Annotated in this window: 20 protein-coding genes; 13 read left to right on the forward strand and 7 right to left on the reverse strand. The window is 64.7% G+C overall.

Annotated features, from left to right (window positions below):
- Positions 1-107 precede the first annotated feature (107 nt).
- Together AB4068_RS08235 and ssd are read right to left on the reverse strand one after the other, a co-directional pair.
- Positions 108-1373 carry a TadA family conjugal transfer-associated ATPase gene (locus tag AB4068_RS08235; protein ID WP_441433123.1) on the reverse strand — a complete coding sequence of 422 codons (1266 nt, stop codon included), beginning with the start codon at positions 1371-1373 and terminating at the stop codon, positions 108-110.
- Positions 1370-2503, reverse strand: a complete 1134-nt coding sequence (gene ssd / locus AB4068_RS08240) for a septum site-determining protein Ssd (RefSeq protein ID WP_441433146.1) — start codon at positions 2501-2503, stop codon at positions 1370-1372. Before ssd ends, AB4068_RS08235 begins: the two co-directional genes overlap by 4 nt.
- A 309-nt stretch (positions 2504-2812) precedes the next feature.
- On the opposite strand from ssd, the gene AB4068_RS08245 reads away from it, so the two are divergent.
- From AB4068_RS08245 to AB4068_RS08255, 3 genes are all read left to right on the forward strand, one after another.
- Positions 2813-4507, forward strand: coding sequence for a bifunctional 3'-5' exonuclease/DNA polymerase (locus tag AB4068_RS08245; RefSeq protein WP_441433124.1), 1695 nt, complete (start codon positions 2813-2815; stop codon positions 4505-4507).
- A 44-nt stretch (positions 4508-4551) separates the two neighbouring features.
- Positions 4552-5415, forward strand: a complete 864-nt coding sequence (locus AB4068_RS08250) for a CHAD domain-containing protein (protein ID WP_441433125.1) — start codon at positions 4552-4554, stop codon at positions 5413-5415.
- A gap of 220 nt (positions 5416-5635) precedes the next feature.
- Positions 5636-5836, forward strand: coding sequence for a YegP family protein (locus AB4068_RS08255; protein ID WP_084784587.1), 201 nt, complete (start codon positions 5636-5638; stop codon positions 5834-5836).
- A 53-nt stretch (positions 5837-5889) separates the two neighbouring features.
- On the opposite strand, the gene AB4068_RS08260 is transcribed toward AB4068_RS08255, so the two are convergent.
- Genes AB4068_RS08260 through AB4068_RS08270 form a run of 3 tightly spaced genes read right to left on the reverse strand, consistent with a single transcriptional unit; the run spans position 5890 to position 8590 of the window.
- The gene (locus tag AB4068_RS08260; RefSeq protein ID WP_059389496.1) at positions 5890-6570 is read right to left on the reverse strand and encodes an NUDIX hydrolase; all 681 of its coding nucleotides are present in this window, start codon (positions 6568-6570) and stop codon (positions 5890-5892) included.
- On the reverse strand, positions 6567-7358 hold the full coding sequence (gene nth / locus AB4068_RS08265) for an endonuclease III (RefSeq protein ID WP_284990347.1): 792 nt from the start codon (positions 7356-7358) through the stop codon (positions 6567-6569). The genes AB4068_RS08260 and nth overlap by 4 nt, the downstream gene beginning before the upstream one ends.
- A gap of 11 nt (positions 7359-7369) precedes the next feature.
- Positions 7370-8590, reverse strand: coding sequence for a hypothetical protein (locus AB4068_RS08270; protein WP_441433126.1), 1221 nt, complete (start codon positions 8588-8590; stop codon positions 7370-7372).
- 422 nt (positions 8591-9012) lie between these two features.
- On the opposite strand from AB4068_RS08270, the gene acs reads away from it, so the two are divergent.
- The 6 genes from acs to AB4068_RS08300 all read left to right on the forward strand — a co-directional run bounded on the left by acs (position 9013) and on the right by AB4068_RS08300 (position 17359).
- Complete coding sequence (gene acs, locus AB4068_RS08275; protein ID WP_441433127.1) at positions 9013-11049, forward strand: acetate--CoA ligase; 2037 nt, start codon at positions 9013-9015, stop codon at positions 11047-11049.
- Positions 11050-11246: 197 nt separating this feature from the next.
- On the forward strand, positions 11247-12563 hold the full coding sequence (locus AB4068_RS08280) for an ABC transporter substrate-binding protein (protein ID WP_306959257.1): 1317 nt from the start codon (positions 11247-11249) through the stop codon (positions 12561-12563).
- 14 nt (positions 12564-12577) lie between these two features.
- Positions 12578-13582, forward strand: a complete 1005-nt coding sequence (locus AB4068_RS08285) for a carbohydrate ABC transporter permease (RefSeq protein ID WP_059389493.1) — start codon at positions 12578-12580, stop codon at positions 13580-13582.
- Positions 13579-14484: a carbohydrate ABC transporter permease gene (locus AB4068_RS08290; protein ID WP_059389492.1), complete on the forward strand. Its 906-nt coding sequence runs from the start codon at positions 13579-13581 to the stop codon at positions 14482-14484. Before AB4068_RS08285 ends, AB4068_RS08290 begins: the two co-directional genes overlap by 4 nt.
- Positions 14485-14489: 5 nt before the next feature.
- On the forward strand, positions 14490-16550 hold the full coding sequence (locus AB4068_RS08295) for a beta-galactosidase (RefSeq protein ID WP_441433128.1): 2061 nt from the start codon (positions 14490-14492) through the stop codon (positions 16548-16550).
- A gap of 29 nt (positions 16551-16579) precedes the next feature.
- A complete protein-coding gene (locus AB4068_RS08300; RefSeq protein ID WP_284990340.1) occupies positions 16580-17359 on the forward strand; it encodes a DeoR/GlpR family DNA-binding transcription regulator in 780 nt (259 codons plus the stop codon).
- A gap of 19 nt (positions 17360-17378) precedes the next feature.
- Here AB4068_RS08300 and AB4068_RS08305 read toward each other — a convergent pair whose 3' ends face one another.
- Together AB4068_RS08305 and AB4068_RS08310 are read right to left on the reverse strand one after the other, a co-directional pair.
- Positions 17379-18398: a LacI family DNA-binding transcriptional regulator gene (locus tag AB4068_RS08305; RefSeq protein WP_441433129.1), complete on the reverse strand. Its 1020-nt coding sequence runs from the start codon at positions 18396-18398 to the stop codon at positions 17379-17381.
- A 13-nt stretch (positions 18399-18411) separates the two neighbouring features.
- Positions 18412-19614, reverse strand: a complete 1203-nt coding sequence (locus tag AB4068_RS08310) for a Gfo/Idh/MocA family protein (RefSeq protein ID WP_306959269.1) — start codon at positions 19612-19614, stop codon at positions 18412-18414.
- A gap of 228 nt (positions 19615-19842) precedes the next feature.
- Between AB4068_RS08310 and AB4068_RS08315 the strand changes: the two genes are divergently transcribed.
- From AB4068_RS08315 to AB4068_RS08330, 4 genes are all read left to right on the forward strand, one after another.
- Positions 19843-20784, forward strand: a complete 942-nt coding sequence (locus tag AB4068_RS08315) for a carbohydrate ABC transporter permease (RefSeq protein WP_059389488.1) — start codon at positions 19843-19845, stop codon at positions 20782-20784.
- Positions 20785-20796: 12 nt separating this feature from the next.
- Positions 20797-21756: a carbohydrate ABC transporter permease gene (locus tag AB4068_RS08320; protein WP_059389487.1), complete on the forward strand. Its 960-nt coding sequence runs from the start codon at positions 20797-20799 to the stop codon at positions 21754-21756.
- A 51-nt stretch (positions 21757-21807) separates the two neighbouring features.
- Entirely contained in the window at positions 21808-23160 is a 1353-nt protein-coding gene (locus AB4068_RS08325; RefSeq protein ID WP_059389486.1) for an ABC transporter substrate-binding protein, read from the forward strand.
- Between the two features lie 115 nt (positions 23161-23275).
- Complete coding sequence (locus AB4068_RS08330) at positions 23276-25465, forward strand: alpha-galactosidase (RefSeq protein WP_284990368.1); 2190 nt, start codon at positions 23276-23278, stop codon at positions 25463-25465.
- The last annotated feature ends 59 nt before the right edge of the window (positions 25466-25524 follow it).

Here is a 25524-nt window from a genome sequence, read left to right on the forward strand (position 1 = left end):
ATGCAAGGGAGCACGAGGCAGGGCACGCACTACCCGTTTGCCAAGTCGCCGGGACGGTTGGAAGAAAACCCATGCAGCGGCCGCCAGGACGAGAATGAGGAATCCGCTCACGCGACAGCTCCAAGGTGATCCGGGCGCGAGATCGGTCGTTGCGAGCCGGGCAGGGGCCCGGGCAGGAGCCCAGGGTCCAGTTCAAGGCGATCTGCGAGGTCCCCCCAAGCGGGACCAGGGACAGCAACACCCGCCGGCATTTCCACGGCAGGCACGATCGATGGGGCGGACGCGCCCACCGCCAACAATCCAATGCAGGAAACTCTTCTGCCGGCCGGCGTCCGCTCGACGTGGACCACTGCGTCCAATGCCGTTGAAAGCTGCAGTTGAACGGCTTCCCGGCTCAAGCCTGCGAGCGCACCCAACGCCACCAGCCTGGCCGGGACCGCGGAGGCGGTGTTTGCGTGGATTGTGCCACCGCCACCCGTGTGGCCGGTATTGAGTGCCGTCAACAGCTCACGGACTTCTGCGCCCCGGCACTCACCCACGATCAACCGGTCCGGCCGCATCCGCAGTGCTTGCCGAACGAGTTCGCCAAGATCGAGAGCGCCACCGCCTTCAAGGTTCCCGTGCCTGGACTCAAGGGAAACCACGTGCGGGTGCACCGGGTTCAGCTCCGAGGCGTCCTCAATCAGGACGAGCCGATCATGCGGGCTGCTCAAGCCGAGCATCGTGGACAGCAATGTGGTCTTTCCGGAACCGGTGGCACCGCTGATCAGGAAGCTCAGCCTGCGATCAACCATGGCCTGCAACACCTGCTGGACCGGTGCCCCGAACATGCCTCCCGCACGCAACTCGTCGATCGAGAAAACCTCCTCGCGCCGAATCCGAACGGACAACAAAGTTCCGGCAGTGGAAATCGGAGGCAACACTGCGTGCACCCGGTATCCGCCGTCCAGGCGGACATCGACGCACGGCGAGCTGTCGTCCAAACGGCGTCCACCGGCCGCCACGAGCCGGGAGGCCAAGGCACGGATTTGAGGTTCGCCGTCGAAGTGCACCTGCGCCCGCTCCAGCCCCTTGCCGCGGTCGAACCACACCGAGTCCGGGCCATTCACGAAGATGTCCGTCACTGAGGCATCGCGGGCGAGCTGTTGGAGAGGTCCAAGTCCGCTCAGTTCGGCGCTGATGGATTCGACGGCGGCGAGCGCCCCCGCGGTCCCGAGTAGCCTGCCCGTGGCATGGACGGCCGCTGCCACGCGTGACGGAGTCACTGGACCGGCGTCGGCCATGACGGTTTCCCGGACGCTTTCAAGGAGTGCGGCGTCGAGGAGACGCGTGTTGCGACGGCGCTCGCCGTTTGGAAACCCAGGGGCACTCATACTGCGCCGTCGTCGAGTAGTTGAAGTACGGATTCCGCAAAGCGACGCACGGCCTTGCGCTTGCCGAATTCCAGAAGGCGTCCGAGCTCAGCGGCCGCGCCGGTGCCGCGGAGCTCGGGGAGCAAGCCATGAAGGGGCAGTCCCAGTGACTCGGCTATGAGCGGTCCGTCCAGGGCAGCACCGGCATTTCCACGGACCACCAAGGCTGTGTCCACCGGCGGCAGCTCCTGGAGAAGCCTGGCCGCGGCGACGGCTGCGCGGAGTTGGGCCGGTGCCAGGAGAAGAATCCTGTCGCAGTCCCAGGCAAAGCTGCCAAGCGACTCCGTTCCGCGGCCGATGTCGACAATGATCAGCTCATATCCCCGCCTCGCCGCATCAAGGACGGCCGCGACGGCCCCGGGCTCCACATCCAGAGGGCGGTCGCGGCTGCCCGGCCAGGACAGGAAGGAGAATCCGCCGGCGATCGGCAATGAGTCGCTTAGCTGCCCGGTACCGATGCTGCCGCTGGCATCGGCGAGATCGGGCCAGCGCAGTCCTGGCGCATCTTCAGCTGCCAGGCAAAGCTCAAGGCCTCCTCCGCGCGAATCGCCATCAACCAGCAGCGTCCGGATTCCGTGGACGGCCGCTTCCTGCGCCAGCCAGACCGCAGCCGTGGACGCACCCGCACCGCCGCATCCTCCTGTCACGCCGAGCACCAACCCTCCGGGGTCTGGATCATCCGAGCTACCGAGGTGCTCCGCCAGCCAGGCTGCGGCTTCCGGCAACACGGCCACACGTTCGGCCCCCAGGGCCGCTCCCAAATGCCACAACGAGTCCCCTTCACCGTTGAGGCCCAGCAAGACGGAAGGTGCACGACGACGGGGCGGAAGGTCGCGGATATCGCTGCCAAGAAGCACCATCCTCGCCGTATCCCACATGGGGAAGGCTGCCGATAGATCCATCGTTGTCCGGAGACTGGCACCGACAGCGGCCGCGATCCTTTCGGTTTCGGCTTGTAGCCGGACGTTCCCCGTCACCAGAAGGACATCGCCGGAACTGGCGGGAAGCCACGGCTCCCCGGAGTCCCGATCTGGCTTCGTCCCGGACCGTGGACCGGATCTTCCGGGAAGGGGGTGGCCACGTTGAAGCACCGTCGAACCGCGCGCGCCGTCAGCGGCAGCCCGGCTTCCGCCGGGTCTGTGGTTCCGCTCAAGATGTTGCCCGCTCATGAAGCCACTCTTTCCGTTTCACCACGGGCATTGAAGGCCCGTATCGGCGTATGTGGACAAAGCACCCACAACGACCCCTGTGGGGGACGGGTCCGCGTGCGGACTGCATCGCCCCGGACACTGCACCCCGGACAGCATCGCCCCCAAACACTGCACCAGGCCACAAGCTTGCGGACGGCAACTGTCCGCAAAGTGCAAGCTTCCACGGAATCACAGGGCAGAATTGTCAGCATGTACCTGCTGCTCGCCGCCCATCCAGACGGCGCAGCCATTCAGGAAATCAACGCTGCCGGAGTAGCCGTGGCGGAGCCACGCGCGGTCCGAAAGGCGGATCTCGCCGTCGTCGTCAGCGGGTTGGAGAAGAGCCGTCCGCGCTGGGTCTGGAACCGGACGCAGGATTGGTACCCGGCGATGCTCCAGGCCGGGGTGGAATTGGAGCGTTGCCACGACCTCACACTCTGCCGCGCCATTCTGGTGCATTCTGAGTTCACGGCCCACACGGACTATGCCCGCAGCGCGGAAAAGCTCACGCAAGACGACGAAATGCCGGTTCCGCCGCGGGTCCTCCAGCCTCCCCCGCCGCCCGCCGAGCAGGACGCGCTGTTCGACGACTTGGTCCCGCGCAGCACCCAGCCAAGCCTGGACGAGATCCGGGCCGAATTCGCGGCCCAGCAACATGCGCTCGGCCAGGCTTCCAAGGAAGAAGGCCGGCAGCACCGATTGAAACTGCTGCTGGCTGCGGAATCCGCCGGTGCCATGATCGCCGCCGAAATGCAGTTCACGGGTGTGCCGTGGCAGGAGGCGCTGCACGAAGAAATCCTGGAAGGCCACTTGGGTCCCCGCCCACCCGCCGGCCATCGGCCGGCCAGGCTCGAAGCTCTCTGCAACGAGCTTCGCGGGATTCTCCACTCTCCGAAGCTGAATCCGGATTCACCCCAGGACCTCATGCGTGCACTCCATCGGAACGGGATCGAAGTAAAAACCACCCGCCAGTGGGAACTCAAGGAATCGAAGCATCCTGCCATCGAGCCACTGCTGGAGTACAAGAAGCTCTCCCGTTTGTTCGCTGCCAACGGCTGGTCGTGGCTGGACGCGTGGGTGAGCGACGGGCGGTTCCGCCCCGAGTACGTGGTGGGGGGCGTGGTTTCCGGTCGTTGGGCGTCCAGGGGAGGCGGGGCGTTGCAGATCCCCCGCCAGATCCGGGGCGCGGTGCATGCCGACCCGGGGCACAAATTGATCGTCGCGGACGCCTCCCAGCTCGAACCCCGGGTTCTGGTGGCGCTCGCGCAGGATTCGAAGATGGCCGAGGCTGCCCGGGACAAGGACTTGTACGCCGGTATCGCCGCGCAGGGTTTCGGCGGCGACCGTTCGAAGGCCAAGATCGCCCTGCTGGGCGCAATTTACGGTGCCACCACGGGCGAATCCGGGCGCCTCATGCCACAGTTGACCCGGACCTATCCCCGGGCAGTCGGCTTCGTGGAACAGGCAGCCCGCGACGGCGAAGGCGGCCGCACCGTGACCTCAAGGTTGGGGCGCAGCAGCCCGCCGCCGTCGGAACGCTGGATCCGCAGCCAACAATCCACGACGGCGGAAGAACAGCGGCGTGCGGACAGCATCGCCCGCTCGCGGGGCCGTTTCACGCGGAACTTCGTGGTGCAGGGTTCCGCGGCGGACTGGGCGTCGTGCTGGCTTGCCGAACTTCGACGGCGGTTGCGCACCGCGCGTGCCGACGGCCTGCCTGCCGGGGAACTCGTGTTCTTCCTGCACGACGAAGTCATGGTCCACGCGCCTGCAGAGTCGGTGGAAGCGTGCATCAAGGCCATCGAAGAGGCCGCAGCCGCAGCGAAGGAACTGCTGTTCGGGCGGGTTCCGGTGGAATTTCCGGTGAGCGTCGCCGTCGTCGATTCCTACGACAAAGCGAAGTAATCGGCGCTATTGCCCCGCGCCCGACAGCAGAGGACGATTGCCCCGTGGGACACAAAGGCCACGCACCGCTGGCTGCATACATCGCCTTCCAACTGACCGCTCTGGAAGGACAATTGCCGCTGGTTGCAGCGGCCGATCCGGAAGCCGTACACAACGCCAGGCTCGCCCTTCGCCGGCTCCGTTCAGTGCTTAGCTGTTATCGCGGCATGATTCCCAAACTCCCCCGGACCGCCCGCGAGGAAGTCAGTTGGCTCGCAACTTCGCTCGGCGAGTCCAGGGACGCTTATGTCCTGGCGCAAAGGATACGGCTGTCCCTGGACACCAAGGACTCGTGGAAAAACCCCGGGACCGTGCGCCAGGCCGTGGAGGAACTGGAAGCGTCCAGCGCCCGGCTGGCCGCTGCCCTGGGTGGGCACAAGCGCAGCAAACGCACGGTGCGGGCCGCAAGGGCAGCCCTGTTGGAAGTGCCCACCGCAAGGGAATACAAGCACCCGACGGCGGACCTCGCGGAGCGCCTCCAAGGCCGGTGGGAGCGGTTGCAGCACAGCCTCGCGGAGCAGGCAGGCAGCAACGACCCGGAGGTCCGTAACGCCGCACTCCACCAGGCGCGCAAAGACGTCAAGTGCCTCCGTTACTCACTGGAGGCAGTTGCAGACGCCTTCAGCCATCACGCTTCGGGCGTGATCCAACCGGCGATCGCCCTGCAGCGGTTGTTGGGTGAGCAACATGACGCTGTCGTGGCCGGCGAATGGATCAGGGAACTGGCGAAAAACCCCGGCGTCGACGCGGAAGATGCCCAGAGGCTGGAATCGATGGAGGTCCGGCGGCGACTCAGCGCGGAGGAAGAGTTCCGGATGGCAATCGCCGAATATCCGGTGCCGGCACCACGGCGCGCACTGATCTTTTGAAGCCCGGAACCATAACCGCCGGCGGCCCCGAAAGCGAGTCATATGGCGGAAACGAACCCGGCATGACCCGGGCAAGTAATGTACCCCAAAGTAACTTCAGCACGCCCCTTCCTTCTCGATAGTCTCGTCTTGTGGCGTTCGACGTGAGGGGCGCCACAGTGCAAAGACGCACTCACTGCGCAAGTCACTGTGCGGGCAGTATCCAAGGGGGAACAGCAAAATGGCTGGACGATTCGAAATTCTCAAAGACGGCGAAGACGGCTACCGGTTTCGGTTGACGGCCGCCGATGGAACCTTGGTGGCGGAATCGCCACGGTTCAAACACCTGAAAGCCGTAGTGGACGGCATCAACGCCGTGCGCGAAAATGCCGCCACGGGCATCGTCGTGGATCGCTCAAAAACCGTCCGGCGCGCGGCATAGCCGGAGCCAGTGGCGGGCGAGCGGTCTGCCTGCGCAAGGCACATTGCTAGAGGCTAGATCTCGATCTCAAGCACGCGCTCCGTGTCCCACGGAACCGTCCAGCCCAAAGCGTCGAACAAACCGCTGAGCACCATCCCGGTGAAACCCCAGACCACGAGCCCGTTGACTTGGAAGACCGGGCTCGAGAAAGTCCGGCCGAGCCTCGTGAGCGTCCCGGTGTATCGATTGTCGGGATCCAGGAGATCACGCACCGGTACGCGAAACACCTGGGCGGATTCGGCGTAGTCCACCACCCTCACGGGCGACGGCGACGCCCACCACGCCAAGACCGGCGTGACCACAAAATTGCTGCGGATCAGGCCGAGTTCCGGCATGACACCCAGCACCTGGACGCCACCGCTGTCCAGGCCTGTCTCCTCCACCGCTTCCCGGAGGGCTGCCGCGACGGCTGACTCATCCCCGGGATCGATGCTGCCGCCTGGGAACGCCACCTGCCCGGGATGGTCGTCCAGGGTGTGGGCGCGCTCCAGCAGCAAGACGTCCAAGTCCGCGGGGGCCACTGGTTTCCCGGATTGGGCGGGGACGTCGTCCAAGACGCCGAAGAGCATGAGCACGGCCGCTTTCCGTGCCTTGTCCGGATCGACGGTTGCAGCGGCAATCCGTGGATCAGGGCCGGGATGGAGGCCCGAATCGATCCTGGTGATGAGGCTGACGAGATCCTCGAGCGCCGTCATGCCGGCCTCCTTTGCGATTCCATGCGAATCTCCGCCGCGCGGTGGGTCTCGGCAAGCAACTGTGCGAGAAGCGCTTCGTTGCCGGGCGCCAGTTCGTATTTGAGCAACTTGGCTGCTTTGACGGGATCCTTTTCGCCTTCACCGTAACTCGGGCACCAGTTGGCCACTGCACACGCTCCGCACGCCGGCCTGCGCGCGTGGCAAACCCTGCGGCCGTGGAAAACAACGCGGTGGGACAGCATGGTCCAGTCCTTGGGCTCGAACAGCTCGGCGACATCGAACTCGATCTTCACCGGGTCCTCGGACGTCGTCCAGCCAAACCTGCGCGCGAGCCTGCCAAAATGCGTGTCTACGGTGATTCCCGGGACACCGAACGCGTTGCCAAGTACCACATTCGCCGTTTTGCGCCCGACGCCGGGCAGTGTCACCAGGTCTTCCAGCCGGCCGGGAACCTCGCCGTCGAACTCGTCCACCAAACGCGTGCTGAGCGCCAGGACGTTCTTTGCCTTGGCACGGAAGAAGCCGGTGGGCTGCAGGATCGCCTCCAGCTCGGCAAGCTCGGCCTCGGCCATGCTCCGGGCATCCGGATAGCGTGCGAACAGGATCTTGGTGACCTGGTTGACCAGCACATCGGTAGTCTGGGCGGACAGCACCGTGGCCACGACCAACTCGAACGGATTCCGGAAATCAAGCTCAGCGTGGGCGTAGGGATAGAGCTCAGCAAGCGCCTTGTTGATCTTGCGCGCACGCCGCTTCAAAGCCAGCGGGGTTTCGACGACGGTGTCCACGGCGGGCCGGGCTAGCCGCGTTCGATGTGGCTGAGATCGCGCAGGACGCCCACACTGCCGTCAGTATCCTGCACGAGGAATTCCGCGCCGCGGTCTTCGAGGGCCAGGACCCACGCGCCCGGTTCGATGGTGAAGGCGGGCATGCCGGTGTGCTCGTCGACAACGACGCGGGGATGGGCCACGGCGAACCAGAATGCCTCGTACCCGGAGGCGTGGCCGGATTCGTCCGTTCGCGTGGCTGGATCGACGGTGGCGCCGATGGGCTCGTGAACCCGGTGCTGATCGACCGTGCCGATGTGCTGGGTGGCGGGTCCCGAGCCTGCCTCCGGACCGCCGACAATGGGCGTAGCCATGGTGGCAGTAGGCAGGTGCTTGGGCTCCTCGGGCGTCGGCGCGTACACCTCCCGCCCGCGGTCGGCAACTGCAGTCTCGGCGGGTACGACGGCGGCCGGCCCGGCAGGCGCGACGGCGGCGGCTTCGGTGGCTGCGGGTTCAGGGACAGGTTCGTTGGTGGCCGCAGGAGCGGCCGTTTCCGGGGCAGCGACAGGCGCGGCTGTGGCAGGTGCCGGCGCGGCAGCGGCGGGGATCTCCTCTGCTGCCAAGCTGGCCGGTGCCGTGCTGGCAGGCTCCGGCTTGGGCTTGGCCGGCTTCGGCACCGCAGGCTTGCGGGTTGGAACGGTCGATTCCCGGGCCACAACGTGAGCTGGCTGTTCTGCACGGTCCTGGAAATCGTCGCGGAGGAACGGCAAGTGGGGAGCCAGGACCGTCGCGGCCAGAAGACCTAGAGAGCCGATAAGTCCGACGAGCACGAAGACGGTAAACGCGCCTGCTGCGGACAGGAAGAACAGGGTCAGGGCGAACGACGCCACGACGGAAGCGAACTGGTCAGTCGAAAGGGAACCGATCCTCACGATGTTCCCCGGCTGCAGGCGCCGGGCAACGAACAAGGCGGTAACGACGAGGGGAAGAATGATCCCGAGTGCCAGGAAGAAAAGGTTGTCGAGGTTCCACAAGTTATAGCGCCCGCCAAACATCGGCAGGAGGGACCCCACAAACATCACCAAGGTGGAGCCGAAAACGGTCAGGTCCCGGATAGTGAACGGACCCAGCACGGCCTGGTACTTCGGGGAGGTCACGCTGCCGGGCTCTGGCGCCCCGGATCCAGCTGCTGCTTCGGGGGCCGACCCGGGCGCGAGTGCACCGTATTTCGGACCTTGGCTCGTCTGGTTCATGTGCAAATCTCCTTAGTACGGCGGTGTTCCGGACGCCGCCGCCCAAGGCTGCACCCAGTAATTTCCGGGCCGGACCGGGCGGCAAGTTCTCGCGTCTCGAGACCTCTTCAGCCTATGCCACGCATCTGACAGTCCACTAGTTGGCATCGGCGCGGAGGCAGGCACGCCACGCCGTAATATTCCCCGCCTTGGGAGCCAAGCGAAAGCCTTCAGCACCGTTCGGCGCGAATCACCGGCCGCTCACGGTCCGGATTGTGACCGCAGACACTTGTTGTCGGCTCAAAACGCTAAGGTGGGTTCCGGAAAAGCTCTTTGCGGAATCCCGTGAGGCGCCGCAGCCCAACGCCGTGCACGATTGGCGCGTGGGGCGGCCCCGACACGGGACAACCGCGCGGCAGAGATCGATGAATGATGAGGTTCACATGTCCCAGGACGCCAATGGATCGACGACCACCGCTGCACCCGGATCCGACGGGGCAGGCAACGGCGACGCCCTCGAAAACCTTCTTCACGAAAACCGGAAGTTCGCGCCCACCCCTGAGTTCGCGGCCAACGCGGTAGTCGGCGCCGAAGTCTATGCGGAAGCCAATGCGGACCGTCCCGCGTTCTGGGCCAGGCAGGCCCGGGAACTGCTGGACTGGGACACGGACTTCACCGAAGCCCTGGACTGGTCCAACCCGCCGTTCGCGAAGTGGTTCGTCGGCGGCAAGGTCAATGCCGCGTACAACGCCCTGGACCGGCACGTGGAGAACGGGCTCGGGGACCGGGTGGCCATCCATTTCGAAGGCGAACCGGGCGACACCCGCTCCTACACCTACGCGCAGCTGACCGAAGAGGTCAAGAAGGCCGCCAACGCCTTCGAGTCGCTCGGTGTGGCCAAGGGCGACCGGGTGGCCGTGTACCTGCCCATGATCCCCGAAGCCGTCATCACCATGCTGGCCTGTGCCCGGATCGGGGCCGTGCACTCGGTGGTCTTCGGCGGCTTCTCCGCAGATGCGCTGCGCTCGAGGATCGATGACGCCGAGGCCAAGCTCGTGGTCACCGCCGACGGCACCTACCGCCGCGGGAAGCCCAGCCCGCTCAAGCCCGCCGTGGACCAGGCCCTGTCCAAGGAAGGCCATTCGGTCCGGAACGTCGTGGTGGTCAAGCGCAACGGCCAGCCCGTGGACTGGCACGAGGGCCGGGACCAGTGGTGGGAGGACACCGTGGGCGCCGCCTCGGGCGAGCACACCGCCGTCGGGCATGACGCCGAGCACCCGCTGTTCATCCTGTACACCTCAGGGACCACGGGCAAGCCCAAGGGCATCCTGCACACCACCGGCGGATACCTGACCCAGACCGCCTACACGCACAAGGCGGTCTTCGACCTGCACCCGGAAACGGATGTGTTCTGGTGCACCGCCGACGTCGGATGGGTCACCGGCCACTCGTACGTCGCCTACGCCCCGCTCGTGAACGGCGCCACCCAGGTCATGTACGAGGGCACCCCGGATTCCCCGCACCAGGGCCGCTGGTGGGAAATCGTGGAGAAGTACAAGGTCTCCATCCTCTACACCGCCCCCACGGCGATCCGGACGTTCATGAAGTGGGGCCGGGACATCCCGGGCAAGTACGATCTGTCCTCGATCCGGGTCCTGGGCTCGGTGGGTGAGCCCATCAACCCCGAGGCCTGGATGTGGTACCGGGACGTCATCGGCTCCAACGCCGGGAAGAACGGGGAAAAGAAGGAACACCCTGCCCCGATCGTGGACACCTGGTGGCAGACCGAGACCGGCGCGCAGATGATCGCGCCGCTTCCGGGGGTGACGGCGACCAAGCCGGGTTCGGCGCAGGTCCCGCTGCCGGGCATCGCGATCGACGTCGTGGACGAGGCCGGCGAATCCGTCCCGGACGGGCACGGCGGCTACCTCGTGGTCCGCGAACCCTGGCCCGCGATGCTGCGCGGCATCTGGGGGGACCCGGAACGGTTCAAGGACACCTACTGGTCCCGCTTCGAGGGCATGTACTTCGCCGGGGACGGGGCCAAGAAAGACGAAGACGGAGACGTGTGGCTCCTGGGCCGGGTGGATGACGTCATGAACGTCTCCGGGCACCGGCTCTCCACCACCGAAATCGAATCCGCGCTCGTGTCCCACCCGTGGGTGGCGGAGGCCGCCGTCGTCGGGGCTTCCGACGAAACCACCGGCCAGGCCGTGGTCGCGTTCGTCATCCTGCGCGGGGACGCCGTCAACAGCGGCGACGCCACCGTCCTGGAGCTGCGCAACCACGTGGGCAAGGAGATCGGCCCCATCGCCAAACCCAAGCACATCCTCGTGGTCCCCGAACTGCCCAAGACCCGCTCGGGCAAGATCATGCGCCGCCTCCTCAAGGACGTCGCAGAAGGCCGCGAAGTGGGCGATGCCACCACCCTGTCCGATCCGACCATCATGACCCAGATCGCCGAGTCGCTGAAGAAGTAGGCCCTGCTGCAAGCAAACAAAAGCGCCAAGGCACCACGCAAGGGCGGCGGTTCTCTCCCGGGAGGACCGCCGTTCTTGTCTTAAAACCCACCGTCGCAAGAATGTTATATTTAGTTCTTTCATGTTCTCTTTTGAGCGGTTATAGTCGAGTTCTACGTGAGATAACTCACAAGCACCACGCTTTCAAGGGAGAGAACATGGCAGCGAATCTTGACCCGTTCCAGTCGGCCCACAACGCCGGCCCTGGACGCCGCACCATCCTGAAAACGCTCGGTATAGGCGCTGCTGGGCTCGCCGGCATTCCGCTGCTGGCTGCTTGCACCGGCGGATCCGGACCGGCTCCCGGAGCTTCCTCGAACAGCCTGACCTTCGGCTCGGGTTCCTCGGACGATGTTCCCAAGGCCGCCTACAAAGCCGTCACCGATGCCTTCACCAAGAAGTCCGGCATCACGGTGGCCACCAACGTCGTCCCGCACAACGACTTCCAGAACAAGATCAACTCCTACCTCCAGGGCAGCCCCGACGATGCCTTCACGTGGTTCGCCGGCTACCGCATGCAGTACTACGCGGGCAAGGGCCTCCTGGCTCCCGTAGACGACGTCTGGGCAACGATCGGCAGCAACTTCTCCGACGCCATGAAGAAGGCCTCCACCGGCCCGGACGGCAAGATGTACCTGGTCCCCAACTACAACTACCCGTGGGGCTTCTTCTACCGGAAGAGCTTCTGGGCCGAGAAGGGCTACGCAGTCCCCAAGACCTTCGATGAGCTGAAGACCTTGGCCACCAAGATGAAGTCCGACGGCATCATCCCCATCGGCTTCGCGGACAAGGACGGCTGGCCGGCCATGGGCACCTTCGACTACATCAACATGCGCCTCAACGGCTACCAGTTCCACGTGGACCTGACCGCCCACAAGGAAAGCTGGGACCAGAAGAAGGTCAGCGACGTCTTCGACACCTGGAAGGCCCTCCTGCCGTTCCAGGACCCCAACGCCCTCGGCCAGACCTGGCAGGACGCGGCCAAGGCACTCGAAGCCAAGAAGACCGGCATGTACCTGTTGGGTTCGTTCGTGACCCAGCAATTCACGGATCCCGCCGTGCTGGCGGACATCGATTTCTTCCCGTTCCCGGAAATCGCGGTGGAAGGCACCGACGCCGTCGAGGCCCCCATCGACGGATTGCTCCTGTCCAAGAAGGGCGGCGACAACAAGGCGGCTCACGACTTCCTGGCGTTCATGGGATCCGCCGAAGGCCAGAACGCCTATTCAGCCGTGGATGGCTCCAACATCGCCACCGTCAAGGGCGCCGACACGTCAAAGTTCACCCCGCTGAACAAGAAGTGTGCAGACACCATCTCCAACGCCAAGTACATCAGCCAGTTCCTGGACCGTGACGCCCTCCCTGCCATGGCCAACAACGTGATGATCCCCGCGCTGCAGTCCTTCATCAAGGACGGCACCGTGGACGTCAAGAACCTTGAAGCGCAGGCCAAGACCCTTTACGCAGCCCAGTAGCTGAAGGAATCCCCATGAGTACTACCGCCGAGAAACCGGCAGCACCGGACAGCGAACCCGGTGCTGCCGGGCGAACCACGGCCGGCAAGAGCCAGCCCGGCACCGGCAGGCGGACCGGCAAAGCAGGCAGGGTCCGCCGCCTCACGCGCCGCGACAAATTCGTCCTCGCCATCATGGTGGGCGTGCCTACCCTGATCCAGCTCCTGCTTGTCTGGCTGCCCACGCTCTTCTCCATCGCGCTGAGCTTCACCCGCTGGAACGGCCTGGACCTGAAGGACATCAAGGCCGCAGGGACGGACAACTACCACTACGTGGTCCAGGACTATCCCCCGTTCTGGCCCGCTATTCAACACAACGTCCTCTGGCTCGTCTTCCTGGCCCTGATCGCAACACCCCTCGGCCTGCTGCTGGCAGTGCTCCTGGACCAGAAGATCCGCGGCAGCAAGATCTACCAGAGCATCTTCTTTACACCGGTCATGTTGTCGCTGGCCCTCATCGGCATCATCTGGCAGCTTTTCTACAACCGGGACAGCGGACTGCTGAACTACCTCCTGGGCACGGCGGGCACACCACAAGCCGTGGACTGGTTCGGAAATTCGAACGTGAATATCTGGGCGGCCATGGTTGCGGCAACGTGGCGCCACGCGGGCTACGTCATGATCCTGTACTTGGCCGGGCTCAAAGGCGTGGACCCCTCACTGCGAGAAGCGGCATCGATTGACGGCGCCAGCGCCGCGCAGACGTTCTTCCGCATCGTCTTCCCGGCTATGCGCCCAGTGAACATCGTGATCGTGGTGATCACGATCATCGAGTCGCTCCGTGCCTTCGACATTGTGTACGTCATCAACCGAGGGACCAACGGCCTTGAATTGATCAGCGCCCTGGTGATCCAGAACCTGATCGGCGAAGGCCAGGTGATCGGCGTCGGCTCGTCCCTCGCGGTCATTCTCCTGGTCATCTCGCTGATCCCCATCGTCTTCTACCTCATCCGCACCTTCGGCAAGGAGAGCAAGGCATGAGCACCCTCGCCAACCCCATCCCGCGTACAACAGCCACGGGCGCCAGGAACTCCGGCAAACGCCACTACGGGACCCACATCTTCCTGACCGTCATGGCCATCATGTGGCTTATTCCGCTGGGTTGGTCCTTGTTCACGGCTTTGCGTCCCAAGGCGGACACGGACAAATACGGCTACTTCAGCCTTGGCGGCACTTTCAATTTCGACAACTTCATCACGGCCTGGACCCAAGGCGGATTCTCGAAATACCTCCTGAACTCGGTGATCATCACCGTCCCCTCGGTGCTCCTGACCTTGTTCTTCGCCTCGATGATGGCATTCGCCGTCTCCAGGGTGAGCTGGAAGTTCAACGTCACGCTCCTGATCATGTTCACGGCCGGCAACCTCCTGCCGCCGCAGGTCCTGGCGGCTCCGTTGTTCGAGATGTTCAAACATGTCACGCTGCCGTACTCCTTCAGCGATTCCGGCAACCTGCTCAACACCTACATCTCGGTGATCGCCGTGGACACTGCGTTCCAGATCGGTTTTTGCACCTTCGTGCTTTCCAACTACATGAAGGCCCTCTCGTCCGACCTGACGGAAGCCGCACTGGTGGACGGGGCCGGGATCTGGCGGCAGTACTGGAACATCATCCTGCCGCTGTGCCGACCCGCCCTCGCGGCGCTCGGAACCCTGGAAGTCATCTTCATCTACAACGATTTCTTCTGGCCGCTGCTCTTCATCCAAAGCGGAAACCGGCTGCCCATCACTACGGCCATCAATAACCTGCAGGGCGAGTTCCTCAGCAACTACAACCTCCTGGCGGCCGGTGCCACCATCACCGTGATACCCACCCTGATCATCTACCTCGTGCTGCAGCGCCAATTCGTGGCCGGCCTCACGCTCGGTTCCAGCAAAGGATAAAACGCATGGCAATGGATTACATCGTCGACAAGTTGGGCGGCCGGATCGCGTTCGGCGGCGACTACAACCCGGAACAATGGCCCGAAGAGGTCTGGAAACACGACGTCGCCCTCATGAAGGAAGCCGGAGTGAACCTGGTCAGTGTCGGCATCTTCAGTTGGGCCCTTCTGGAGCCCGAAGAAGGCCGCTACGAGTTCGCCTGGCTCGACAGGATCCTGGACCTGCTCCACACCAACGGGATCACCGTGGATCTCGCGAACGCGAGCGCTTCTCCCCCGCCGTGGTTCAGCCGCAAGTACCCCGATTCGCTCCCGGTGGATGCCGACGGCGTCCGGCAAAGCTACGGTTCGCGGCAGGCCTTCGCGGCGTGCTCGCCGGACTATCGCCGGGCCGCAGCAGCCCTGACGACGGCGATCGTCCAGCGCTACGCGGGTCACCCCGCCGTCGTGATGTGGCATGTCCACAACGAGTACGGCTGCCACAACCAACCGGACTTCGGCCCGCACGCGGAGCGTGGCTTCCAGGAATGGCTCCAGGCCAGGTACGGGAGCCTGGACGCGCTCAACGAGGCGTGGGGCACGGCCTTCTGGTCCCAGCATTACTACGACTGGGCCGAGATCCTGCCGCCCCGCCGTTCGGGAACGTGGGTTAACCCCACACAGCAACTGGATTTCGCGCGGTTCTCCTCCGATGCCCTGCTTGAGTGCTTCAACGCGGAGGCAGACATCATCAGGGCACATTCGAAGCACCCCGTCACCACCAATTTCATGGGCTTCAACATGGGCCTGAACGCCCCTGTGGACTATTGGCGCTGGTCCGGGCACATGGACGTGGTGTCCAACGACCACTATCTGATTGCCGCCGACGAACGGAACTTCCAGGACCTGGCCATGACGGCGGACCTCACCCGCGGCTGGGCACAGGGCAAACCATGGCTCCTCATGGAACACTCCACCTCGGCAGTCAACTGGCAACCCCGCAACGTGGCCAAAGTGCCGGGCGAAATGCTGCGCAATTCCCTGCAGCACGTGGCCCGCGGAACCGACGGCGTGTTGTTCTTCCAATGGCGAGCTTCCCGCGCCGGGGCCGAAAAGTACCACTCCGGACTGGTCCCCCACGCCGGCCGCGACAGCAAAGTGTGGCGCGAAGTGGTGGAGCTGGGCCGGGCGCTCGAGAGCATTTCGGAGGTGGCCGGCTCAACGGTCCAGGCCGAAGCCTGCATCATCCATGACACCGACGCCCGCTGGGGCACCGAACTGGACTCGCATCCCAGCGAAGACGCGCGGAACCTCCCGGAAACGCGGCGCTGGCACGATGCGCTCTACCGGGCCGGCATCACCACGGACATCCGGCAAAGCACCGACGATCTTTCCGGCTACAAACTGGTGATCGCGCCCATGCTGTACCTCGTCACCGATGAGGCCGCCGCGAAGCTCCACGAGTATGTCCAAGCCGGCGGAACCCTCGTGATCACGTATTTCTCCGGGATCGTTGACGAGAACGACCATATCCGGATGGATCCGGTCAACGGCGGCGGTTATCCAGGGGCATTTTCCGAACTGCTGGGCGTCAGCATGGAGGAATTCTTCCCCCTGCGCTCAGGCGATGCCGTGGGCTTGAGCCGCTTCGGCTCGGGGACGGTCTGGAGCGAGCTGGGGAAGGCAACCGCGGCGGAGGTTCTTGCCACGTTCGACGGCGGCACGGACACAAGCGGCGCACGCACCGGCGTCGACGGCTCGCCAGCGGTGACCCGCCGGGCGGGATCCGCCGGGCGCGGTGCCGCCTACTACGTCGCCACGACCTTGGGCCGCGAGGGGCTGGCCGAACTCGTCCAGCTCCTCTGCTCGGACGCCGGAGTGGCACCGGTCCTGGGCGTTCAGCCTCCGGAAGACGTGGAAATCGTCCGCAGGAGCAACGGCACCAAGGACTGGACTTTCGTCATCAACCACAGCGCGCGGGACGTGGAGGTGCCGCTCGACGGCGTCGAGCTCCTGGGCGGGACACCCACCGGAGGTACGCTAAACCTTACTGCCGGAGGCGTCGCCGTCGTCGCCACTCCCGCCTAGCCACCCGCCGTCCGTCCAGAAAGGCTCCGATGCTTCAGGCAGCCCGCCACACCGCCATAGTCGACGCCGTCCAGCGTGAACGCGTTGTCCGCGTCTCGGACCTCGCGCAACTGCTGGGCGTCTCAGCCATGACTGTTCGGCGCGACATCGAGTCGCTTGAGGAGTCCGGGCTCGTCGAGCGCATCCATGGCGGGGCCAAGATACCGGGCGATGCCCGGACCCACGAGCCCGGCTTTGAGCTGAAATCCACCCAACTGGTCGACGAAAAGCACGCGATCGCCGTCGAGGCCGCCACCCTGGTCCACGAAGGCATGGCCGTGGGCTTGAGCGCCGGAACCACCACCTACGAGCTCGCCAAGGTACTCCTGGAAGGCCCGCGGATCACCGTGGTGACGAACTCCATCAGGATTGCGGATCTCTTCCACAACGCCTCAGGTTCGCGGGAGGCTTTCCCGGTCATCGTGACGGGCGGCGAGCGCACGCCGTCGGACGCTCTGGTGGGTCCCATCGCGACGGCCGCGCTGAAGCAACTGCATTTGGACATGTTGTTCCTGGGCGTCCACGGCATGGATGCGGACGCCGGATTCACCACGCCGAACCTGCAGGAAGCCGAAACCAACCGGGCGTTCATCAGCGCGTCACGCAACGTGGTGGTCTTGGCGGACCACAGCAAGTGGGGAACGGTGGGCATTGCATCGATTGCCCAGCTGGAGGAAGCCGACGTACTCGTGACGGACTCGCACCTCGGCGAGGATGCCCGGCGCATCCTCGCCGACGGCGTCGGAAAGCTCAGGATCGCCGCTCACTAACGCGTGGGCGGGGAAGGCGTTACGGGCACCCGCACGATTGGCGGATGCGGAGCTGGGTGGGGAAGACCCTGTGCTGCGGGGGTTCGTTGCGGTTCTCGCCCACCAGCGCGGATACTGCGGCCTCTGCCATCTCCCACACCGGCTGTTCCACCGTGGTCAGGGCCGGCCAGGTGAATTCAGCCTCAACCGAGCCGTCGAAGGACGCCACGGCGATATCCTCCGGAACGGAGAGACCTGCCTCGCGGATTGCCCGCAGGACCCCGATTGCCTGCATATCGGAGCTGGCGAAGATCGCCGTCGGACGGTTGGCAGAGGCCAGGAGGCGCCGTCCGGCAGCATAGCCCCCGGGGCGGTCGAAACCGTCGCGTGCAAGGGGTCCAGGAGGCAGACCGGCGGCTTGCAGAGCACGCAGCCACCCCTCTTCCCGTCCGTCCGTCACGTTGTCCGCCGTGATGCCCATGGCGAGTCCGATGTTGGTGTGGCCGTGGCCGATCAAATGTTCCACGGCCAAGCGGGCTCCGGCCTCAAGGTCCACTCCGACGCTGTTGAAACCAGGGGCGATCGAGGCATGGTTCAGCAGGACCGAGCGGATTTCAGTGCCGAAAAGCTCCAGTAGATCAGGTTCGAACATGACGCTGGCCAGGACCACGCCATCAACCTGCCGGTCAGCGAGGTTGCGGATGTGGCGGCGTTCGGAGTCCAGCTTGTTGTCGGAATTCGTCAGCAGCAAGGCATAGCCGCGCTCGGCGGCAGCCACTTCCACAGCGTGTCCCAGCAGGGCCCAGAAGGGGTTGCTGGAGTCCGGAATCACGAGGCCGATGGTCTGGTTGGATCCCATTTTGAGCGCACGCGCCGCGGCATTCGGCCGGTATCCCAGGATCCGGATGGCTTCCTGGACCTTCGCTTCCGTTGCCGGCGCCACCTTCTTGGGGCCGCCGTTCACCACATAGCTCACGACGGCGGTGCTCACCCCGGCGTACCGGGCCACGTCTTTGCGCGTCACCGGTCCGCGCGGGGTGTGCACTGCCGAAGTAGTCATTGGATCATGCTAGCTACAAAGCCTCCGGAGCATCGCCGAAATCGCGGATGGGGAGCCGTTCCCCGCCGCGGAGCGCGGACTCGTGCGCCACGACGCCGGGGAGCGTGAAGCGCGCCGCCACCCACGCGTTGACCGGAGGAAGGCTTCCCTTGTTCACGGCCGTGACGAAGTCGTCCACCAGGAACTGGTGGCTGCCTTCGTGCCCGGTGGGGGCTCCCTCGAATTCAACGGGGAGCCGTCCGGCGTCGTGCACCGGAGCGAGGCCGGAGATGAACGCACCGCGAAGTTCGGGGGCGACGTCCGCCAACGAGGGGTCATCGGCCGACATGCTCGGCTTGGTCTCCACCTGGTCCGAGACGTCCAAGACCCCCTCCTTGTCCTGCCACAGCGTGGTGGTGGCCAGCTGTTCGAAGCTTGCCTCCGTGCCGAAGAAGCGGAAGCGCGATTCGCGGATATGCGAGGGGTAGCCGACGCGGCGCATCTCGTTGGTGCGCATGGCGCCGCCGTCGTTCATTTCGAACAGCGCAGTGGCGTTGGAGAAGTCGTTGTCGAACATGCTGACTTCCTTGTCGAAGACGCCGTCGCCGCGATCGTCCTTGACGCCGATGCAGCTGACGCTCACAGCGTGGCCCGGTATGGCGCCCAGCACGCCTCCGATGGCGTGCGTCGGGTACAGCATGGGCGGGTAGCTGGCGGTTGCTTTCCAGTTTTCGCCGCCGCTGTACTGGTAGGCCTCGTAGAAGCCCAGGTCCATGTCGTGGACGTAGTCGCCTTCGGTGTAGAAGATGCGGCCGAACTTGCCGGCGGCGTGCTGCTTGCGCGCATAGACGGTTGCGGGGTTGTAGAAGCTGGTCTCTCCCATGGCATAGACAAGCTTGGTTTCACGCACGGCGTCGATGATCCCGGCGATCTGTTCCTCCGAGATTGCCATCGGAACAGCCGAATAGACGTGCTTTCCGGCGCGCAGCGCCTTGATCACCAAGGGCCCGTGCGTCCAGCGTTGCGTGAAGATAGCGACGGCGTCGACGTCGGAGGCCAGCAGCTCGTCGAAACTGCCCATAGTGCCGTCGAGCCCCAGCTGTTCAACAGCTTTGGACGCCCGTTCAGGGAGCTCGTCCACTGCGTAGACCGCGGAAACCCCGGGGTGGAGCTTGAAGAGGTGGGCGAATTGGCCCCCGAACTGGCCGAGGCCTACTACTCCCATTGAAAACGTCATTGTTAGCCCTTCGATTCGTGTGGCTGGCTTCAGAATGCCATCGCCGTGCCCGGAGAGGCTCGACGAGTGACTCAGGCCAGTGAATCACTGGGATCTACTCGAGTCAATAAAAAGCAATAAATCCAAAATAATCGAACAAAAGTTCACAAGACCACTTGACCCCTTCATATCTACTCGTGTAGATTTCCATCAGTTGTAACCCACATCACAGTCAGGAAAGGGTCGAAGATGACCACCCTTGCCAAACAAGCGGAGCCCGCCGCGCTTCCCCAACCGGGCAAACCAAAAAGGTTCGGCATCCGCCGGATCGGTGACTTGAAGATCGCGTTGCTCTTCATCTTCCCGGCGATGATCGGCTTTGTTCTTTTCTTCCTCGTCCCCACCATCCGGGGCATCTACCTCAGCTTCACCGAGTACAGCATCCTGGGTGATCCCACCTGGATCGGCCTGAAGAACTACACGTCGATCTTCAGCGACGACCTGTTCTGGAACGCGATGGCCGTCACCGTCCAATACGTTGCACTGAACATCGGCTTCCAGACCGTCATCGCCATCGGACTCGCGCTCCTCATGCACCGCGTGGCCAAGTCCACCTTCATCCGCGGCGTCCTGTTGCTGCCGTTCCTCGTGGCTAACGTGATCGTCGCGCTGCTCTGGTTCTGGATGCTGGACTACCAGCTGGGCATCGTGAACGAGATCATCAACTGGATGGGCCTGCCCCGCATCGCCTTCTTCGGCAGCGATCAATGGGCCATTCCGACTATCGCCTTCGTCAACGTGTGGCGGCACATGGGCTACACGGCCCTGCTGATCTTCGCCGGCCTGCAGGCCATCCCCAACCACGTCTACGAGGTAGCCAACCTTGACGGCGCCTCCCCCACCCGGACCTTCTGGAGCATCACCATGCCGCTCCTTCGCCCGGTGCTGGTCCTGGTCCTTGTGGTCACCGTCATCGGTTCATTCCAGGTCTTCGACACCGTTGCCGTGACTACCGGAGGCGGACCCGTCAATGCCTCCCGGGTCATCCAGATGTACATCTACCAAAAGGCGTTCGGCGAGTCCGATTTCGGCTACGCCTCAGCGCTGTCCGTCATTCTCTTCATCATTCTCGCCCTCGTGGCCTTCATCCAGATGAAGTTCCTCAAAGGCAACGAGACGGACCTGGACTAAGGAAGCCCCGCCATGAGTACCTCCACCAATTCCCGCCGTTCGCGCGAGTCCGCCACCGCCGTCGTCGGCTCTCCGCAATCGCGCCGCCCCCGCACGAAACCCTTCAACTGGCGCCGCGCAGGTGCCTGGGTCCTCGTAGCGATCGCCGTCGTGGTCACCCTGGCACCGTTCCTCTGGATGCTCCGGACTGCACTGTCCAGCAACCATTCGCTCGCCTCGAACGCCGGCAACCTCCTTCCCGCGGACTTCAGCTGGGGCGCGTTCCAGCGGGTCTTCGGGCTACAGAGCCCCGAGCAGGCAATCGCCGAAGGCGGTTCCGGCGCTGACATCAACTTCTGGCTCTACCTGCGCAACTCGATCGTCTTCGCCACCATGACCACCGCAGGCCAGGTGTTCTTCAGCGCAATGGCCGCCTATGCCTTTTCCCGCCTGCGCTGGCCCGGCCGGAACAAAGTGTTCGCGATCTTCCTGGCCACCATGATGGTCCCGCCGATCTTCACCGCCCTGCCCAACTTCCTGATGATCAAGAACCTGGGCCTGCTCAACACCTTCGCCGGGCTGGCACTGCCCTTCATGTTCATGACCCCGTTCGCCATCTTCTTCCTGCGCCAGTTCTTCCTGAGCATGTCCCGCGAAGTGGAAGAGGCAGCCATGCTCGACGGCGCCAAGCACCTCCGGATCTTCTTCCAGATCGTGATCCCCAACGCCGCAGCACCCCTGGCCACCCTGGCCCTGCTGACCTTCATCGGTCAGTGGAACGAGTACTTCTGGCCGCTCCTGGTGGGCCAGGACGAAAGTGTCCGCGTCCTCACTGTGGGACTGGGCGTCTTCAAGTCCCAGTCCCCGCAAGGGGCGCCGGACTGGAGTGGGCTCATGGCCGCCACCCTCGTGGCAGCGCTGCCCGTCCTGATCCTCTTCATCGCCTTCGGCAAGAAGGTGGTCAACTCCATCGGCTTCTCCGGCATCAAGTAAGTCATCCCCCAGCACCGCCCCGTTCCATCGCAACCCCCTGAAAGGTCCACCATGAAGAAATCCATTGGCACCGTCGCAGCCGCCGTCGCCGTCGCTGCCGCAGCCGCGCTGTCACTCTCCGCCTGTGGCGGTTCCACCCCCGTCTCCAGCGAAGCAAAGGGCGAGATCAACTACTGGCTGTGGGATGCCAACCAGCTCCCGGCATACCAGCAGTGCGCGAGCGACTTCACCAAGGCAAACCCGAACATCACGGTCAAAATCACCCAGCGCGGCTGGGACGACTACTGGACCACCCTGACCAACGGCTTCGTGTCCGGCACCGCCCCGGACGTCTTCACCGACCACCTGTCCAAGTACCCGGAGTTTGCTTCCAAGAAGCAGTTGCTGGCCCTCGACGATGCCGTAGCCAAGGACGGCGTCAAGCTGGACAGCTACAACAAGGGCCTGGCCGATCTCTGGGTAGGCCAAGACGGCAAGCGCTACGGCCTCCCGAAGGACTGGGACACCATCAGCCTCTTCTACAACAAGGCGATGACTGACTCCGCCGGGATCACCGCCGAGCAGATGGCCAAGCTCGATTGGAACCCCAAGGACGGCGGCAGCTACGAAAAGACCATTGCCCACCTGACCGTGGACAAGAACGGCAAGCGCGGAGACGAAGCCGGCTTCGACAAGAACAACGTGGCCGTCTACGGCTTGGGCTTGGAGTCCTCCGGTTCCGGCCAGGGCCAGACCCAATGGAGCTTCCTCGCAGCCACCACCGGCTGGACCGCTACCGACAAGAACCCGTGGGGCACCAAGTTCAACTACGACGACCCCAAGTTCCAGGAAACCATCGCCTGGTGGGCAGGACTGGCGGACAAGGGCTACATGCCCAAACTCGAAACAACGGTAGGCGCCAGCGTGTCGGACAACTTCGGCGCGGGCAAGGCCGCAATCAATACCAGCGGCTCATGGATGATCGGCCAGTACACCGCCTACAAGGGCATCCAGACCGGAATCGCCCCCACGCCGGTTGGTCCGAGCGGTAAGCGCGCGTCCATGTTCAATGGCCTCGCCGATTCCATCTGGGCCGGCACCAAGAACCCGGCAGCGGCCACCAAGTGGGTCGAGTACCTTGGCTCGTCGGCTTGCCAGGACGTCGTCGCCAACAAGGCTGTTGTGTTCCCGGCGATCAGCACGTCCTCGGACCTGGCCGCCAAGGCGTTCGCGGCCAAGGGTGTTGACGTCTCCGCTTTCACCCAGCAGGTCAAAGACGGGACCACTTTCCTCTTCCCCATCGCGGACAAGGCTGCCAAAGTTGACGGCATCATGAAGCCCGCAATGGATGCAGTACTGAGCGGCAAGAAGCCTGCCAGCTCCCTCTCCGACGCCAACAACCAGGTCAACAACCTCTTCAAGTAACACCAGTCCCGCCAAGCCAGTCCGGGCGCCGCCGCTTTCACTCCTTTGACGGCGGCGCCCGGACTCTCCACTCCCGCATCACGCGACACACGACTCTCTGAAAGTGAACCAGCCCATGGACCCGCTCCACCTCCGTTCCGCCGGCACAAGCCTGGTGGTCAGTTTCGATAACGGAGAGGCCGAGGTCATCCACTGGGGTGCCGATCTCGGCAGCACCCTCCCGGACCTTGCCATCCTGGGCGAACCCATTCCGCACTCCGCCGTCGACGCCAACGTACCGGCCGCACTCCTCCCGCAGGGCTCCTCCGCGTGGCTGGGCCGCCCGGGCCTGCGCGGCCAGCGAATCGCCGACGGCGTTCCGGGACTGGACTTTTCGCTCCGGCTTCGCGTGGTGGATGTGCAGGCTGACCCTAGCTCCGCCGTCGCCTCCGCAGCGATTGTCCAGAAGGACCCCGACGCCGGAATCACCGTGACGTCCACACTCACCCTTCACCCCGGCGGCCTTCTGGAGCTGCGCCACACCGCGGTCAACGACGGCACGTCCCCCTTCCAGCTCGACGAGCTCGCCACCGTCCTCCCGGTGGGGCCGGACGCCGTCGAACTCCTTGACCTCACCGGGCGCTGGTGCCGCGAACGGCACCCACAGCGCCGGCCCGTGCAGCAAGGGACGTGGGTGCGCACGGGTCGCCACGGCCGCACGGGGCACGATTCCTCGCTGCTTTTCGCGGCGGGCACCGCCGGATTCGGCAACCGCCACGGAAAGGTCTGGGCCACCCACTTGGCGTGGAGCGGCAACCACGAACAATTCGCCGACACCGTGGCCGATGGCCGCACGATGATCGGCGGCTCCGAGCTCCTGGGCCCGGCCGAAGTAGTCCTCCAGCCCGGCGAGGGCTACACCACACCCGCCCTGTTTGCCGCCTACTCGGACCGTGGCCTCGACGGCATCAGCGAAGCGTTCTACAGCTGGTTCCGCTCGCGCCCGCATCACGTCCTTCCCGCGGCTTCCACGGGACTCCCCGCCGGCAAGCCCCGCCCCGTGGTCCTCAACACCTGGGAGGCCGTGTACTTCGACCACAAGCTGGACACCCTGATCGAGCTCGCCGAGTCCGCTGCGGAGCTGGGCGTTGAGCGCTTCGTGCTCGACGACGGGTGGTTCCGCGGGCGCCGCGACGATCACGCAGGCCTGGGCGATTGGTACGTCGACGAAACCCTTTGGCCCGATGGCCTGACACCGCTCATCGAAGCCGTGAACTCCCATGGCATGGAATTCGGGCTCTGGGTGGAACCGGAAATGGTCAACCTGGATTCCGATGTCGCCCGGGCGCACCCCGACTGGATCGTGGGCCCCGCGGCACTCTCCCACAAGGACGGCGGCCGCCTCCCTCTGGAATGGCGGCACCAGCACATCATCGACCTCGTCAACCCGGCGGCCTGGCAGTACGTCTTCGAGCGGATCGACGCCCTGCTCGGGGAAAACAACATCAAGTACCTCAAATGGGACCAGAACCGGGACCTCGCCGAGCACGGCCATGCGGGCCGTGCGTCCGTACACGCGCAAACCCTCGCCGCGTACCGGCTCTTCGACGAGCTCCGCAAGGCCCACCCCGGCGTCGAAATCGAAAGCTGCTCCTCAGGCGGGGCCCGGGTGGATCTCGGCATCCTTGAGCGGACCGACCGGATCTGGGGATCGGACTGCAACGACGCCCTCGAGAGGCAGACCATCCAGCGCTGGACCGGCGTAGTGGTTCCGCCGGAACTGGTGGGCGGGCATATCGGCCCCACCACCTCGCACACCACGGCCCGCACGCACGATCTCTCCTTCCGCGCCATCACTGCGCTATTCGGGCATTTCGGCATGGAATGGGATGTCCGCCACGTCCAAGGCGCCGAACGCGAGGAGCTCAAGCGCTTCATCGGCCTGTACAAGGAGCACCGGGGGCTCATCCACAGCGGGCGGATGGTCCGCGCGGACGTTCCCGACGACTCACTGATGTTGCACGGTGTGGTGTCCGACGACGGCGCGTCCGCGCTGTTCGCCGTCGTCAGCACCCGGACGTCGTTCGCCGAACAACCCGGGCGTATCGCTGTTCCGGGCCTCGACCCCGAGCGCTCTTACAGGGTGCAAGCAATTTTCCCCGCGCCTGGCGATGCGGACTATGCCCGCACCTTCACCCAGGTGCAACCTCCGGCATGGCTGCCATCCGGAGCTGAGGCAAGCGGGCGCTTCCTTGCGGAGGTGGGACTCCCCGTGCCTGTCCTGAACCCTGAGCACGCGTTGCTGCTCAGCATTACTGCGGTGTAGCTGCCGTTTGGTGTTTCTTACGCTGTTCGGTGTTTCTTACGCTGTTCGGTGTTTCTTAC

It is taken from the genome of Arthrobacter sp. 2RAF22 (assembly GCF_052115325.1).
Classification (GTDB): Bacteria; Actinomycetota; Actinomycetes; order Actinomycetales; family Micrococcaceae; genus Arthrobacter.